Origin of the sequence: Rubrobacter aplysinae, assembly GCF_001029505.1 — a bacterium.
Classification (GTDB): Bacteria; Actinomycetota; Rubrobacteria; order Rubrobacterales; family Rubrobacteraceae; genus Rubrobacter_A; species Rubrobacter_A aplysinae.
The window spans coordinates 56,771-71,901 of the sequence record NZ_LEKH01000008.1; the positions used below are offsets into that span (position 1 = coordinate 56,771).

Annotated in this window: 15 protein-coding genes; 6 read left to right on the top strand and 9 right to left on the bottom strand. The window is 67.4% G+C overall.

What is annotated here, in order from left to right; genetic code table 11:
* Positions 1-29 precede the first annotated feature (29 nt).
* The 6 genes from ABD53_RS09605 to ABD53_RS09625 form a co-directional block, all read right to left on the bottom strand.
* The gene (locus ABD53_RS09605; RefSeq protein WP_047865570.1) at positions 30-1,664 is read right to left on the bottom strand and encodes an acyl-CoA mutase large subunit family protein; all 1,635 of its coding nucleotides are present in this window, start codon (positions 1,662-1,664) and stop codon (positions 30-32) included.
* Position 1,665: 1 nt separating this feature from the next.
* Positions 1,666-2,091, bottom strand: a complete 426-nt coding sequence (gene mce, locus ABD53_RS09610; RefSeq protein WP_047865636.1) for a methylmalonyl-CoA epimerase — start codon at positions 2,089-2,091, stop codon at positions 1,666-1,668.
* 62 nt (positions 2,092-2,153) lie between these two features.
* Complete coding sequence (locus ABD53_RS16980; RefSeq protein ID WP_152670715.1) at positions 2,154-2,384, bottom strand: hypothetical protein; 231 nt, start codon at positions 2,382-2,384, stop codon at positions 2,154-2,156.
* Between the two features lie 43 nt (positions 2,385-2,427).
* Positions 2,428-2,637, bottom strand: coding sequence for a hypothetical protein (locus ABD53_RS09615; RefSeq protein WP_047865571.1), 210 nt, complete (start codon positions 2,635-2,637; stop codon positions 2,428-2,430).
* Between the two features lie 93 nt (positions 2,638-2,730).
* The gene (locus ABD53_RS09620; protein WP_047865572.1) at positions 2,731-3,168 is read right to left on the bottom strand and encodes a universal stress protein; all 438 of its coding nucleotides are present in this window, start codon (positions 3,166-3,168) and stop codon (positions 2,731-2,733) included.
* Between the two features lie 134 nt (positions 3,169-3,302).
* A complete protein-coding gene (locus ABD53_RS09625; RefSeq protein ID WP_047865573.1) occupies positions 3,303-3,992 on the bottom strand; it encodes a DUF554 domain-containing protein in 690 nt (229 codons plus the stop codon).
* Between the two features lie 203 nt (positions 3,993-4,195).
* Between ABD53_RS09625 and sucC the strand changes: the two genes are divergently transcribed.
* From sucC to ABD53_RS09645, 4 genes are all read left to right on the top strand, one after another.
* On the top strand, positions 4,196-5,338 hold the full coding sequence (sucC, locus tag ABD53_RS09630) for an ADP-forming succinate--CoA ligase subunit beta (protein ID WP_047865574.1): 1,143 nt from the start codon (positions 4,196-4,198) through the stop codon (positions 5,336-5,338).
* A gap of 54 nt (positions 5,339-5,392) precedes the next feature.
* A complete protein-coding gene (gene sucD, locus ABD53_RS09635) occupies positions 5,393-6,277 on the top strand; it encodes a succinate--CoA ligase subunit alpha (RefSeq protein ID WP_047865575.1) in 885 nt (294 codons plus the stop codon).
* 204 nt (positions 6,278-6,481) lie between these two features.
* Positions 6,482-7,819 carry a Trk system potassium transporter TrkA gene (gene trkA, locus ABD53_RS09640; RefSeq protein WP_047865576.1) on the top strand — a complete coding sequence of 446 codons (1,338 nt, stop codon included), beginning with the start codon at positions 6,482-6,484 and terminating at the stop codon, positions 7,817-7,819.
* 9 nt (positions 7,820-7,828) lie between these two features.
* On the top strand, positions 7,829-9,277 hold the full coding sequence (locus ABD53_RS09645) for a TrkH family potassium uptake protein (protein WP_047865577.1): 1,449 nt from the start codon (positions 7,829-7,831) through the stop codon (positions 9,275-9,277).
* A 10-nt stretch (positions 9,278-9,287) separates the two neighbouring features.
* Here ABD53_RS09645 and ABD53_RS09650 read toward each other — a convergent pair whose 3' ends face one another.
* Positions 9,288-10,889 carry a gamma-glutamyltransferase family protein gene (locus ABD53_RS09650; protein WP_047865578.1) on the bottom strand — a complete coding sequence of 534 codons (1,602 nt, stop codon included), beginning with the start codon at positions 10,887-10,889 and terminating at the stop codon, positions 9,288-9,290.
* A 62-nt stretch (positions 10,890-10,951) separates the two neighbouring features.
* Here ABD53_RS09650 and ABD53_RS09655 point away from each other — a divergent pair, with 62 nt between their 5' ends.
* Entirely contained in the window at positions 10,952-12,130 is a 1,179-nt protein-coding gene (locus ABD53_RS09655; RefSeq protein ID WP_235401507.1) for a nicotinate phosphoribosyltransferase, read from the top strand.
* 47 nt (positions 12,131-12,177) lie between these two features.
* Here the strand turns inward: ABD53_RS09655 and ABD53_RS09660 are convergent, their stop codons facing one another.
* Positions 12,178-12,786, bottom strand: a complete 609-nt coding sequence (locus ABD53_RS09660; RefSeq protein WP_047865579.1) for a helix-turn-helix domain-containing protein — start codon at positions 12,784-12,786, stop codon at positions 12,178-12,180.
* 20 nt (positions 12,787-12,806) lie between these two features.
* Between ABD53_RS09660 and ABD53_RS09665 the strand changes: the two genes are divergently transcribed.
* Positions 12,807-14,240 carry an L-lactate permease gene (locus tag ABD53_RS09665; RefSeq protein WP_084709484.1) on the top strand — a complete coding sequence of 478 codons (1,434 nt, stop codon included), beginning with the start codon at positions 12,807-12,809 and terminating at the stop codon, positions 14,238-14,240.
* An 8-nt stretch (positions 14,241-14,248) separates the two neighbouring features.
* Here the strand turns inward: ABD53_RS09665 and ABD53_RS09670 are convergent, their stop codons facing one another.
* Positions 14,249-15,100 (bottom strand): carbon-nitrogen hydrolase family protein, encoded by an 852-nt coding sequence (locus ABD53_RS09670; protein ID WP_235401509.1) that lies wholly within the window; start codon positions 15,098-15,100, stop codon positions 14,249-14,251.
* Positions 15,101-15,131 lie beyond the last annotated feature (31 nt).

Consider the following 15,131-nt stretch of genomic DNA (forward strand, 5'->3'; position numbering starts at 1 on the left):
GTACAGCCCCCGATGACGGTGCGGCGGGGCTAGGGCCTGTACTCGCCGAACACCGCGCGCAGAGTGTCCGACACTTCCCCGACCGTTGCGAATTCGGAGAGGGCCTCTTTCATCGGGTACAGGAGATTCTCGTCCCCGGTCTCCGCAGCAGCTTTGAGTCGAGACAGCGCCTTCTCCACGGCGGAATTATCCCGGGTCTCGCGCAGCTCGGCCAGGCGCTGTACCTGGCGCTCGCGGATGGATTCGTCAACGGTGTGCAGGTCCATCTCCTCGGCGTCCTCGCCGCCGCCGGTGTAGCGGTTGACGCCGACTATGATCCGCTCCTCCCGCTCGACCTCACGCTGGTAGCGGAATGCTGCTTCCTCGATCTCGCGCTGCATGAAACGGTTCTCCACCGCCTCGACCGAGCCGCCCATCTCGTCGATCTGCTCGATGTAGCGCCAGGCCTCCTCCTCGACGGCATCGGTCAGTGACTCGACGTAGTAAGAGCCGGCGAGGGGGTCGGCGGTGTCGGTCAGGCTGGCCTCGCTGGCCAGGATCTGCTGCGTGCGCAGCGCGATCCGGGCGCTATGCTCGGTGGGGAGTGCGAGCGCCTCGTCGAAGGCGTTGGTGTGCAGGCTCTGGGTTCCACCAAGCACGGCGGAGAGGGCCTGTACCGTGGTGCGGGCGATGTTGTTTTCGGCCTGCTGTGCCGTGAGCGAGGAGCCGGCGGTCTGGGTGTGGAAGCGGAGCTTGAGGCTCCGTTCATCTTCGGCCCCGAAGCGGTCCTTCATTATCTTCGCCCACATCCTCCTCGCGGCGCGGTACTTGGCGGCCTCCTGGAAGAGGTCGTTGTGGGCGTTGAAGAAGAACGACAGGCGCGGGGCGAACTCATCCACGGCAAGCCCGGCTTCCACCGCGGCCTCGACGTAGGCTATGGCGTTTGCGAGGGTGAAGGCGAGCTCCTGCACCGCCGTCGAGCCCGCCTCACGGATGTGATAGCCGCTTATGGAGATCGTGTTCCACCGCGGCGACTCGGCGGCGCAGTAGGCGAACATGTCCGTGGTGAGGCGCATCGAGGGCGCGGGCGGGTAGATGTAGGTGCCGCGGGCCAGGTACTCCTTGAGGATGTCGTTCTGGGTGGTGCCCGACACGTCGGCCGCAGTGGCGCCCTGCTCCTCGGCCACCAGGGTGTAGAGCAGCAGGAGCGTGGAGGCGGTGGCGTTTATGGTCATGGAGGTAGAGACGTCTTTCAAGGGGATGCCGTCGAGGAGGTCGCGCATGTCGAGCAGTGAGTCTATTGCGACGCCGACCTTGCCGACCTCGCCGACGGTCAGGGAGTGGTCGGAGTCCCGGCCCATCTGGGTTGGTAGATCGAAGGCCACCGAAAGCCCGGTCTGACCCTGCTCTATGAGGTACTTGAACCGCTCGTTGGTCTCTTTGGCCGAGCCGAACCCGGCGTACTGGCGCATGGTCCAGGGTCGGCCCCGGTACATAGAGGGATACGGACCCCGGGTGTAGGGGTACTCGCCAGGATCTCCGAGACGCTCGTCGTAGTCGAGGTCGGAGACGTGCTCCGGGCGGTAGAGGGGATCCACCTCGACACCGGACTCCTTGTAGCGCCTGTCCTCCGCTCCGGCCTTGCCGCTACCGGTCTTACCGCCACCAGACTTCCTATCGGCCACGTTATTCTTCTCCCTCTTGGGGGTTGGTCGCGGGATGCTCGCAGAGCTCGGTCAGGACGCCGAAGGCTCCTCTGGGGTGGATAAACGCCATACGGACCCCTCCGGCTCCTATCCGGGGCTCCTCGTCTATGAGGTCCACTCCCTCAAGGGTGAGATCCTCTAGCACGCGAGACAGGTCTTCCACCTCGAAAGCCACGTGGTGGAACCCTTCTCCGTTCTTGTCGAGGAACTTGCCAACCGGCGTATCCGGGCCGGTGGGCTCCAGGAGCTCTATCCGGGACTCGCCGACGCCGAACATCACGGTACGGATGCCCTGATCGGAGACCTCTTCGGGCTCGCTTGCCTTTGCGCCGAAGTGCTCCTGGTAGAAGTCCGCGGCGTCTTCGAGGCTCCGGACCGCGTAACCCAGATGGTGAATCTTTTGCAACAATCCCAAAACCCCCAGACTTTCCAGAGCCTTTTCAGGGCCTCTTCTTCGGCCCGCGGTTGCTAGAAGCCGCTCTGCTCGGTGACCTCGGCCCACTCGGAGCGGCCGGAGGCCATGTCAAGGATCTCGGCCATCTGCAGCGCGTCGTCCCCGCTAAACCCTCGTCGGCCGCCTTCGGGCAGGAAGACGTACTCGCGGCCGTCCGAGTAGCGCAACACTATGCGTTTGACCCCGGCTCCCTGGGGAGGTGGACCGCCCTCTGTCAGCCTGCGGCTACGCTCTATGCCGTGCATCCGCTACCCCCTTTTTCTCGTCTTACTCTTCTGCTGGCCGCGTCTACTCGCTGCTCAACCGGTACACTATGGTTTCGAGGTAGGCGGAGGCCTGCTGCAGCTCGTAGGAGCCGAACTCCCGGCGCAGCCGGGGCCTGAATATATCCTCGTCCCCGGTGTCGTACTCTATGCAGAGTTCTCGTATTCCGTGGGGGTCCAGATTCTCCCCCATATCCAGCGGCGTCCCCTGCCAGTTCCGGGATTCCTCTGTCAAAGGTTCCTCTGTCAAAGCCTTACTTCCTCTCTTTCGAACGGCCCGCTAACGGTACACACCATGCCCGCCGGGCCTCTACAAGTCCCGGGGCGACTAATCTCCACGGACCACCAGCACCGGGCAGAAGGCTTCGCGCACGACGTACGTGGAGACGCTGCCCCGAAGGGCGTACTGCAGAGGCCCGAGCCCCCTGCTCCCCACCACCACCATTCCGACGCCCTCATCCCGGGTAAGTTTTACTATCTCCCGGGCCGGGTTCTTGCCGGGTACCACGCTGGACCGCCCGACGCTGCCCCCGGCAGAGTCTATGGTCTGGCTTTTCTCCTGTAGAAGATCCTGGGCCTTCTTCCCGACATCCGCGTCGGAGCCCTGACTCCTGGGAGTGGAGGTCTCGGTTATCTCCTCTCCGACGTAGATCAGGTGTATCTCGGCCCCCGTCTTCTCCGACAACTCCGCCGCGGCGAGGACCGCGGACTCCGAGCTGCGGTTACCGTCCGTCGCCACCAGTATCATGCCCGGGAATATCGTCACGTTTGCGGCTCCCTTCGACTCGTCGCCCTCCGCCCGGTCTTTTCCGGCCTCTAGACCGGCCCCGCTATGTTACTAAATTACTAACAAGAGCTTATAAGGAGCTTACGCAGAGCCTCCAGAGGATTCTAAAGCCTCTAAAAGGGCCAGAGCGGGGCCGCCGCTACCAGAACTGGGGCGAACAACAGGGCCGGTAGCATGTTGGCCACCCGGACCTCGCGCAGCTCCAGGAGCCCGAGCCCGAGGCCGAAGATGAGGACGCCGCCGGTGGCGGTGGTGGCCGAGATCATGGCCCCGGTAACCGCCCCTTCGAGCAGCCCGGCGCCGAGCGTGATCGAGCCTTGCACCACGAGCACCGTGCCCGCCGACAGCAACACCCCCCATCCGAGCACCGCCGCAAAGGAGAGCGCCGCGATGCCGTCGAGGGTACTCTTGAGGGCGAGCAGGCTGAAATCTCCCGTTATCCCGGCCTCGATGGAACCGAGCACGGTGAGCGGCCCGACACAGAAGAGCAGGCTCGTGGTCACGAACGCCCGGCTGACCGGGCTTCCGCCCCCGGACAGCCGCCGCTCCAGATAATCCCCGAACCGTTTGAGGCCCCGGTCTATCCCGATAGCCTCGCCCACGATGAGCCCGGCGACCACGCTAACCAGCGGCACTAGAGGGTTATCGTGCTCCAGAAAGTTGGAGACCCCGACCAGCAGCGTAACGATGCCGATGGCGTGCAGCGCGGTTTGCCGCATACCCTCCGGCAGGCGCGCACCCGCCAGAGTCCCGAGTCCGCCGCACACGAGGACGGTCGCCACGTTCAGCACGGTCCCCGTCAAGGCCACTGGAGCCCGGAGAGTACATAGGGTAGCCCGTGGGGTAACTCGGAGCGACGCATCGCGGGCAGTATAACGGCGCAAGCTCCGCCTACACCTCTGTACCGCACCTCTGTATAATCATCCACCGGCATGGACGGTCCCTCTGGACCTCTGGAGGCTCTGTCGGGACTGTTAGAAGACTAGATACGCGGGGAGCTGGTAAGTTGGATCTCTACGAACATCAGGGTAAAGAGCTCCTGAGGAGCTTCGGGCTGAAGACGCTCGACGGGATGGTGGCAACCACGCCCGCCGAGGCGAAGGAGGCGGCACAGAATATAGGCGGCACCGTCGCGGTCAAGGCCCAGGTACTCGTCGGCGGGCGGGGCAAGGCTGGCGGTATAAAGGTGGTGGATAGCCCCGAGGAGGCCGAGAAGGCCGCAGAGCAGATTCTCGGTATGGACATCAAGGGCCACACCGTAAACAAGGTGCTCGTCGAGGGCGGCGCGGACATCGAGAGCGAGATGTACCTCTCCATAATGGTGGACCGCTCCGAGAAGAAGCCCCTGATCCTGTTCTCCACCGAGGGTGGCGTGGAGATCGAGGAGGTCGCCGACCGTAACCCCGAGGCGATAGTGCGCCAGCACGTGGACCCGCTCGTGGGCCTCGTGCCCTACGAGCAGCGGGAGGTAGTCTTCTCCAGCGGCCTCTCGGGCGACACCGCAAAGGGCGTTAGCAAGGTCATCTCCGACCTGTACCGGGCCTTCCAGGAGTCGGACGCGAGCCTCGTCGAGATCAACCCGCTCGTCACCACCAAGTCTGGCGAGATGCTCACCCTGGACTCCAAGGTGACCATAGACAACTCCAGCCTCTTCCGGCATCAGGACCTGGTATCCGAGGAGGACACGCGCTCGGCCGATCCAGGCGAGCAGCGGGCCCAGGAGGTCGGCCTGCAATACGTCAAGCTCGAAGGCGACGTCGGTATCCTCGGCAACGGGGCCGGGCTCGTTATGTCAACTCTGGACGTGGTGGCGCAGGCCGGCGGCGAGCCGGCGAACTTCTGCGACGTCGGCGGCGGCGCGGACGCGGAGAAGATCTCCGAGGCCCTCGACATCGTGACCTCGAACACCGCGGTCAAGAGCGTCCTGTTCAACATCTTCGGCGGCATCACCCGCGGCGACGAGGTCGCCCGCGGCCTCTTGACGGCGCTTGAGCGGTCGAACCTGGACCTGCCGATAGTCGTGCGCCTGGACGGGACGAACGCCAAAGAGGGCCGTGACATCCTGGCGGAGAACACCCCGCAGAACGTCTACACCGAGACGACGATGCTCGACGCGGCCCGGCGGGCCGTCGAGCTGGCGCACGGTTAACGGAACGCGTTAACAGAAACTAGATAAAGCCAGAGAAGGCCAGAGGAGGCAGAGTTGCCGATACTCGTAGACGAGAACACGCGCCTGGTGGTTCAGGGCATCACCGGCCGGGAGGGCGCGTTCCACACCGGCCGTATGGTCGAGGGCGGCACCCAGGTCGTCGCCGGGGTAACGCCGGGCAAGGGCGGCCAGGAGTCGCAGGGCGTACCGATCTTCAACACCGTGAGCGAGGCCGCCCGCGAGACCGGGGCCAACGCCAGCGTCATCTTCGTGCCGCCCGCCTTCTCGGGGGATGCGATCTTCGAGGCGCTAGACGCCGGGATACAGACGGTCTGCTGTATCACCGAGGGCGTGCCCGTACAGGATATGCTCCGCGTCTCCGGCTACATCGCGAGCAAGGACGCCACGCTTATCGGGCCAAACTGTCCGGGTGTGATCTCCCCGGAGCAGTCAAACGTCTCCATCATGCCCCAGGACATCTTCAAGCAGGGCAACGTCGGCGTCGTGAGCCGCAGCGGAACGCTTACCTACCAGGTGGTCAATGAGCTGACACAACGCGACATTGGCCAGTCCACGGCGGTCGGCATCGGCGGCGACCCGATCATCGGGACGAACTTCGTCGAGATTCTGGAGAAGTTCGAGGCCGACCCGCAGACCGAGTGCGTGGTCATGATCGGCGAGATCGGGGGCAACGCCGAGCAGCTCGCCGCCGAGTACATCCAGTCGGAGATGAAGACCCCGGTGGTCGCCTACATCGCGGGCTTCACCGCCCCCGAGGGCAAGACGATGGGCCACGCCGGGGCGATAGTCTCCGGCGGCGACTCCACCGCCGAGGCAAAGAGCGAGGCGCTGAGGCGCTCCGGCATCCAGGCCGCCGAGAATCCCTCCGAGGTTGCGGAGCTGGTCGCCGACGCCCTCGGAGTCTCCTCGGCCACGTAGCTCACCAAGCTCATCTAGAGCGAGGCGGGTTTTGTATAGAAAGAGGGCGCGTGTACCGGGCGCGCCCTCTTTCGGCTTTTCGCTGTTCCTCGTTGATGCTCACTGTTCCTCGTTGATCGCCCGGGAGAGGCGTATACTATCGGCCTTGTGAGCTTCGTGGACTATACAGCCGCTTCTCTCGGGTATTTCGGGGAATAGTACGCCGTGCGCGTCTTTATAGTCGGGGCGGGAGAGGTCGGGTTCAGCACGGCCCACATGCTCTCCCGCGAGGGGCATCAGATCACGATGATCGAGGAGAGCCAGAGCCTCGTGGAGCGGGTCGGGGACCAGCTAGACGCGCTGGTGATCCAGGGCAACGGCGCGAGCCCGAAGATACTCCGGGAGAATGGCGCGAGCAGGGCGGATCTCCTCATAGCCGTCACCGACTCAGACGAGGTGAACATCACCGCCTGCGTGGTCGCCAAGACCCAGGGCGTGGAGCGCACCGTCGCCCGGATAAGAAACAACGACTACTACGATACCAGGGACCCGTTCGCCACGGACATACTGGGGATAGACTTCGTCATCCACCCCGAACGCGCCGCCGCCGAGGAGATCCGGGAGGCCCTCCGGGTGCCGGGCTCGGTCAACGTCGAGACCTTCGCCGGGCGGAGTATCGAGGTGGCGGAGGTCGCGATCAAGAGCGACTCACCGGTCGTGGGGCGGGCGATCCGGGAGGTAAAGTTTCCGCAGCGGAGCCTGATCGTGGGCGTCGTGCGCAAGGGCGACGCCATCGTGCCGAAGGGCGACACCGTGCTACAGGAGGAGGATCACATCTTCCTCATCAGCGAGCGGCGTCACATCCACAAGGTCGTGGCGGCGGTGACGAAGAACACGCGCAAGATAGACGAGGTGATGATCTTCGGTGGCGGCCGCATCGGGCTGCGTCTGGCGCTGGCGCTGGAGAGCGACGGCGTCTCCGTAAAGGTCATAGAGAAGGACGCCGAGCGCGCCCGGTACGTCGCGACCCGCTTGCGAAAGGGCCTGGTACTGCACGACGAGGGCGTCTCGCGCGACTTCCTCTTACAGGAAGGCGTGAACCAGACGGACGCCTTCGTGGCCGCGACCGGCGACGACCGGGCGAACCTGCTAGCGAGCCTGTACGCCCGCCAGCTCGGGGCGCGCACCACCGTCTCCATAAACAGCCGCGCCGAGTTCTCGCCGCTCTCGGAGGCGCTCGGGGTGGACGTGCCCATCGCCCCGAGGCTCCTGACGGCGGGCGCTATTCTGCGCTTCGTGCGCGAGGGCGACGTGGTCGCGGTAACGCTGCTGGAGACCGGGGCCGAGATGATCGAGCTCAGGGTCCCGGACAGGTGCCGGGTAGCGGGCCGGCAGCTCGCCCAGATCCGCTTCCCTCCAGGCGTGATAGCGGGCGCGATTCTCCGCAACGGCGAGGTGATAATTCCGGGCGGCGAGGACGTGCTGATGCCGGGCGACGACGTGGTGGTCTTTACCGTAGAAGCCGCGGTGGACGAGGTAGAGAGGCTCTTTTCCCCTTCGTAGGGGGAGCCCATGCATCCCCGCCTCATAGCCAGCGCCGTGGGGATAGTCGTCGCGTCCGGCGGGACCGTGATGCTGGTGCCCGCCCTCTACGCCCTGCTCACGGGCGGCTCCGTACTGATCCTGCTGGTCCCCGCCCTGGCGGCGGTCACGATAGGGATCGCCACCTTCGCCGTCCTCCGGCCCCGGTCGCGGGCAATGTACACCTCGATCCGGGACGTGTTCCTGATCGTGGTCCTGAGCTGGTTCGGGGTGGCGATGGTCGGGACACTGCCTTACATCCTGTCCGGGACCCTGAGCCCGGTCGAGGCCTACTTCGAAGCCATGGCGGGCTTCACGACCACCGGGGCCTCGAATCTCGTTCAGATCGAGGAGGTCGAGCCCGCGCTGCTCCTGTGGCGGAGCCTCACCCAGTGGACCGGCGGCATCGGTATCGTCTTGCTGTTCGTCGCGGTCGGGCCGCTCGTGGGCTTCGGGTCGAGCCAACTCTACTCCGCGGAGATGCCGGACCCGGTCGGGGAGCGGATCACCCCGCGGATTCGGGACACCGCAAAGGGTCTGGCCTACATATATCTGGTCCTGACCGCGGGCGGGGTCGCCGCGCTCTGGGTAGCGGGTATGGGGCTCTTCGACGCCCTGAATCATTCCCTCACGACCGTCGCGACGGGAGGCTACTCCACCCGCTCGGAGGGCATAGGAGCATTCGACTCCGTGCTCGTCGAGCTCGCGATAACGGGCGGCATGCTGCTCTCGGGTTCGAGCTTCGTGGTCTACTTTCTGGCCGCGCAGGGCCGGCTGCGGCGGGTGGCGGGAAACCGGGAGATAATCGCCTACTTCACGTTCTTCGTCGTGGGCGCGGTGGTGGTGGGCACCGGGCTCCTGACCAACAACGAGCGCGACACCTTCGGCGCGGCGGCGCTCGACGCAGTCTTCCACAGCGCAAGCCTGCTAACGGGCACGGGGTACGCAACCGCCGACTGGGGTAGCTGGGACCCGCTCTCGGCGAGCGTGCTGATGGTCCTGATGGCCATAGGAGGCTGCGCCGGCTCGACGAGCGGCGGGATCAAGGTGGTGCGCGTAATCCTGCTGGCCCGGCACGCCGCCCAGGAGGTGTTCCGCATCATCCACCCCCGGGCCGTTACCCCGCTGCGCCTCGGCCAGCAGGTGATCCCGGAGCGGCTACGCACGGCGTTCCTCGGGTTCTTCTTCCTGTACGCCCTGACCCTGGTGATCGGCACGATCCTGATCTCACCCTACGTGCCCACGTCCGGGCAGGCATTCGGGGCGGTCTTCGCGTGCCTGAACATCACCGGCACGGCGCTCGGACCCGTCGGGGACACCGCGTTCTACGTCGGGCTCCCGGCGGTCGCGAAGGTCGAGCTGACCATCTTCATGCTGCTCGGCAGGCTGGAGCTCTTCACCTTGCTCGTCGTGCTTACCCCGGCCTTCTGGCGGCGCTAGATTTCCGGGCTCAGACGAAAGCCGTACCGCCGCTGCGACGGGGGTCGGCGGCGGCCTCGATCTCGCCCTCGGGGGTAAGCCGCACGGCGTTCACGCCGCCGAAGTACATGTCGGGGCCGTCGTAGGACAGGATACGGTCGTACCCGGCGGTCGCGGAGGCTGCGCGGGAGCCGGCCTCGTACGCGAGGAGGCTACCCTCCGGCAGATCCTCGGCGTGAAAGCGTGGCGCCCGCACAGCCTCGGCCAGCGGCAAATCGTGATCCAGGACTCCGACCAGCGTCTGGAGTATGGCGGTGGGGATACGCGATGCGCCGGGTGAGCCGAGGGCGACGATGCCGCCCGCCTCCGAGGAAACGACGGTCGGGCTCATGCTGGATATAAGCCTCTCGCCCGGCGAAAGTGCGTGGAAGCCGCGCGGGTTCAGCTCCGGCTCTCCGAGCGTGTTGCCCATCGGGATGCCGGTTCCGGGCACCACTAGCCCCGAGCCATAGCCCATGCTCTGGGTTATGGAGACGGCGAGGCCGCTCTCGTCAACGCAGGAGAGGTGCGTGGTGTGCGGCGAGCCGAAGCCCTCCGATATCTTTCGGCGCTGGGCCTCGGCGTATTCCTCGCCGGTCAGCCGCCCGGCGACGCGGAGGTTCTCCGCGCCGTCGGTGTACGCCGTGGCCCGATCCGCGAGGGCGAGCCGCATGGCCCCGGCCACGAGCGCGGCGTAGTCCTCGTCGGGGAGGGTGGAGATCTCCTGCCCCGAGAGCACCCGCAGCATCTGGGCCAGCGTCGGCCCTCCGGCGGACGGCGGTCCGTTGGTGTGGATCTCACCGCGCCCGTACCCGACGGTCAGGGGCTCGCGGACGACGGCCTCGTACTCTTCGAGATCCCTCTGGGTGATGATGCCGCCCATCCCGAGGACGTACTCCGACACGCGCCGCCCGAGCTCGCCCCGGTACAGGTAGTCCGCCCCCCTCTCGCCCACCGCTTCGAGCGTCCGGGCGAGCTCCGGGAAGCGCACCTCCTCGCCCTCACGGTACACCCGCTCGCCGCCGTCACTACCGGAATCCCGGGTGTAGAAGGTCCTGCGGGTCTCATCCGTAAGCCGCAGCACCTCCTCGGCAACCACGAGCCACAGGGCGCTCGTCCTGCACAGGTAGAACCCCTCACGGGCGAGCCGGGTCGCGGGCGCGAGCGTCTCCCTCAGAGTGAGCCTGCCGTGGCGCCGTAGCAGCGTCTCCCAGCCCCGCAGGGCCCCCGGCACGGCGCAGGAGGCGGCGCCGACGGTGGATCTTATCCCGGCGCCGTACTTCAGGATCTTTGTCTCCGCCCAGCCGCCCGAACCGAACCTCTCCTGCGGCAGCCCCTTGCCGGGCATCGCGTCGTAGTAGTCTACGAGCTCCGCTCTTTTCCCAACGCCGCCCGGCGGGCGGACCAACGCGAACCCGCCGCCGCCGATGGAGCTCATCAGGGGCTCGGTCACGCCTACGGCGGCTGCGGCGGCAACGGCGGCGTCGGCTGCGTTGCCCCCGGCGTGGTAGATCTCGGTGGCTGCCCCGGCGGCGTACGGGGTGCCCGCCGCGGCGGCGAAGCGTGTTGCGCCCACTGTCTCGTTGTCTTCCATAGTTGGCTATCATACCCACAGCCGGAGGCACACGCCCGGCGTTTAACCGAGAAGGAGCCAGATTGCCGACAGAGGATGCCGGACAGACGCCGCGACCGCGCTTCAACACCGCCTCCGACGAGGAGATAATGGAGGGTAACGTCGCGGACGTGTACTTTCACCGCACGATGGAGGTGCTCGGGTCCCGGGGACTTGCGGACGTGGAGACCCACGCCGAGGTAAGCCTCAAGACCAGCGACCCCGACGCCTGGTTCGTGCTCGCCGGCCTCGACGAGGTGGCGCGGCTTTTCGAGGATGAGGACGAGGTGGAAGTCCGGGCCGCGCCGGAGGGCACCGTCTGCCGGCCCTACGAGCCCGTCCTGACCCTCTCCGGTCCCTACGGAGCCTTCGCCGAGCACGAGACGGCGATCCTGGGCTTTCTGTGCCAGGCCTCGGGGGTGGCGACCGGCGCGGCCCGCTGCAAGCTCGCCGCCGGAGACCGCCCGGTGACCTCCTTCGGGGCGCGCCGGATGCACCCCGCGATCACGCCCATGATCGAGCGCGCCGCCTATCTCGGCGGCTGCGACGGGGTGGCCGTGGACCTCGCCGCCAGACGTCTGGGCATCCCCGCGACCGGCACCGTACCGCACGCGCTCGCCCTCGTCCTGGGCTCGACCGCCGAGGCCGCCCGGGCCTTCGACGAGGCGATACACGCCTCCGTGGCGCGCACCATCCTCATAGACACCTACGACGACGAGAAGTTCGGCGCGCTGATAGCCGCCGACGCCATACCGGACTCCATCTCCGCCGTGCGCCTGGACACGCCGGGCAACCGCCGGGGAGACTTCCGGGACCTGATGCAGGAGGTGCGCTGGGAGCTCGACCGCCACGGCTACGGCCACGTCGGCATGTTCGCCTCCGGCGGCATCGGCGTGGACGACATCCTCCACCTGAATCCGATCTGCGACGCCTACGGGGTCGGCGGCGCGATAGCCTCCGCGCCGATGGTCGACTACTCCCTGGACATCGTCGAGGTCGCCGGCGAGGATCGCTCCAAGCGCGGCAAGCGCGGCGGCCGCAAGCGGCTACTAAACATGCCGGACGGCTCCCGCAGAACGGTGCCCGCGGCCACGGACGTCCCGGAGGCCGCCACGGACCTGCTAACCCCGCTCGGAGAGCTGTACCCGAGCCGGGAGACCTCGGTGGAAACACAGCGCGACAGGGTGCTCTCCCAGCTCGCCACGGGCGAGTACACCCTGTAAGCGGAGATCACAGTGGGCCTTGTGCCGTTCTCCGGCCGAGCCGAGGATCACGCGCCGCCAGTGTGGATCACGAGATAGTACCCACACTCTCCTTCGCCCGCGTTATCGAAGCGGTGCGGCACGTCGGCCTCGAAGTAGACCGCGTCTCCCGCTTCGAGCACGTGCTCCTCGCCGCCGAGCACCGCCCTCAACCGTCCCCGCTCGACCACGACGTGCTCCTCGACCCCTTTGCGGTGCGGCGGGAACTCACCGGAGGTCGAGCCCACCGGTATCACGTTGTACACGAGCTCTACGCCGCTCCCGGCGGTGCTCGGTGAGATCGCCTGCCGCTCGAACCCCGTCTGCGGGTCGCGCATTACCCGCCTCCCCCCACGTGGGATCACGACCACGGCCCCACGCTCTTCCGTCTCTATGAGCCGTGTCAGGGTAACGCCCAGCCCCTCGGCGACCCGGGCCGCCACCACGAGCGTCGGGTTCTTCTCGCCTCGCTCCAGCTTGGATAACATGGCCCGGCTTACCCCGGCCCTCTCCGCGAGCCCGTCCAGGGTAAGCCCGGCCTCCCGCCGCAGGGCCTTTACCCTCCCCCCGAGCCTCTCGGAGGACACGGCCTCCGCCGCCCCGCCGCTCACTGCACCGCTTGTAGTCTCTTCCTGCATTTGGTAGAAGTTATTCTATCATGGTAGATATTCTCCGGCTATCTGTTGCGGCCGCGCCTTTCGTGGTGGCGGGCGTCGTTCTCGTCGGGCTGCGGCGCTCGGCCACGCTCTCCGGCGTCGCGACGCTGGCGGCGGCGGTTCTGGCGGCGTTGGCCGGGGTGTATCTGTGGTCCGGGCCGGGGGGCGGCGAGTTCCTCCGGGCGATGGTCGGGGCTCTCGCCGACGGGGGGTACACGTCTATGCGGGTACTGTACGTGCTCTTTGGCGGGTTGCTGCTCTACAACCTGCTCCGCGCGGGCGGGGCCGTGGACGAGGTCTCGCGGTATCTGGGGAGGCTGGAGCCGGACGGGGTGCGGCTGGCGGTGCTGGTGGTGGTCGGGGTCGGGCCTTTTTTCGAGTCGGTCACCGGCTTCGGGGTCGCGGTGGTTATCAGCGCCCCGATACTGCTGGCGGCCGGGTTTTCGCCGTTGCGGGCGGCGGTGCTCGCGAGCTGGGGGCAGTGCGCCGTGCCCTGGGGCGCGCTCGGGGTGGGGACCGTGATCGGGGCGGATCTCGCGGGGATGACCTTCGGGGAGCTATCCGACGCGAGCGCGTTCCTGAGCCTGCCGCTGTTCGTGGTCTTCGCCGTCTCGGCGGCCCTGCTCGCGGGCGGTAAAGGCGGGCTGCGCCGGGCGTGGCCCGAGGCGGCGGTGCTCGGAGGCGTGGCGGGGGTCGCCACGCTGGTCAACAGCCTTTTTCTCGTGCCGGAGCTCTCCGGCGCGGCCGGGGGAATCTGCGCCGCCGCCTTGTTCGTGGCCCGGCGGCGGGCCAGGCTCACGGGCGTCGCGCCGCCGGTCCGGCCGCTCCTGCCCTACGCTCTGCTGGTCGCGCTGCTCGCGGCGGTTAGCGCCGGTCCCGCAGCAGGGTACCTGGAGCGGATGGGGCCCGTACTCGCCGGGCCCGGGACCCCGCTCATACTCTCCGGGGCGTTCGCCGCAATGCTGCTGGGTGTTGGCCCGGATCGGGCGCTACGGGCGCTGAGGGGCACCCTGGTGCAGTGGCTGCCGACGGCGGGAGCGGTGCTGACCTTCGTTCTGGCCGGTCAGGTGGTCGCCGCCTCCGGGGCGGCGGGAGTGCTGGCCTCGGGCGCGGCCTCGCTGGGCCCGTTGTATCCGCTCGCGGCCCCGGTGTTCGGGGCGCTCGGCGGGGCTTTAGCCGGATCGAACGCCGCCTCGAACGCGCTCTTCATGCCTCTGCAGGCGGAGTCGGCCCGCGCCCTCGGAGAGCCGGTCGGGCTCGTGGCCGCCGTGCAGAACGTCGCGGGGAGTCAGGCGAGCATGCTGGCGCCCCAGCGCGTCGTGCTGGCCGCCACGGCAACGGGACTGGTAGGTCGGGAGGGTGAGATCGTACGCTCCGCCCTGCCGCCGGTGACCGTCTGCGTCGGGATACTGGCTATTCTGGGGCTCGTGACGTAGCCGCGGGGTTAGGCCCCGCCGGGGTACGCCTCCGGGCGGCGGTTCAGGAGCGAGGGGAACTCGGTGCGGAAGCGCCGCAGGTATTCGATGTCGAGGTCCGCGAGGGCGTAGCCGTCGCGGTCCGGGCAGGTGGCGAGCACCGTACCCCAGGGGTCCACGATCATGGACCGCCCGTAGGTCCAGCGACCGTCGGCCTTCTGTCCCCACTGGGCCGGGGCGATCACGTACGCTTGGTTCTCGACGGCCCGGGCGCGGAGCAGTAGCTCCCAGTGGTCCTTGCCGGTCTGGAGGGTGAAAGCCGCCGGTACCGCCAGCGCCTCCGCCCCGTCCAGCGCGAGCGAGCGGTAAAGCTCCGGGAAGCGCACGTCGTAGCAGACGGAGAGCCCGAGCCTCGCGCCTCCGGCGTCCGCCGTCACCACCTCCGAGCCGGGGGCCATAGAGGCGCTTTCAAGATACTCCCGGTCCGGGGCCTTCACGTCAAAGAGGTGGACCTTGCGGTACACGGCGGTCAACGCGCCGGAAGGAGCGAAGAACGTGGAAGTGTTGTACATCTTCTCCGAGCCGCCGACGCTCTCCAGGATCGAGCCCCCGAGGAGGTACACGCCAAGCTCTCGGGCAAGACCGCCGAGGAAGTCGGTCGTGGGTCCGGGGACCGGCTCGGCGGCCTCCAGGTAGGCATTTTCGAGGCCGTGACAGCTCCACAACTCGGGGAGGGCGATGAGCCGCGCACCGGAGGCGGCGGCGGACCGGATCAGGGCCTCCGCGGTCGCCTTGTTCTCTTCCTTGTCCGGGGTGGACGACATCTGTATGGCCGCCGTCAGCATGTTGAGTCCCCTGTCTGTATCCGGCGTATCCGGCATCCAGCCTCCCTGGTGATCCACACTAAACCTT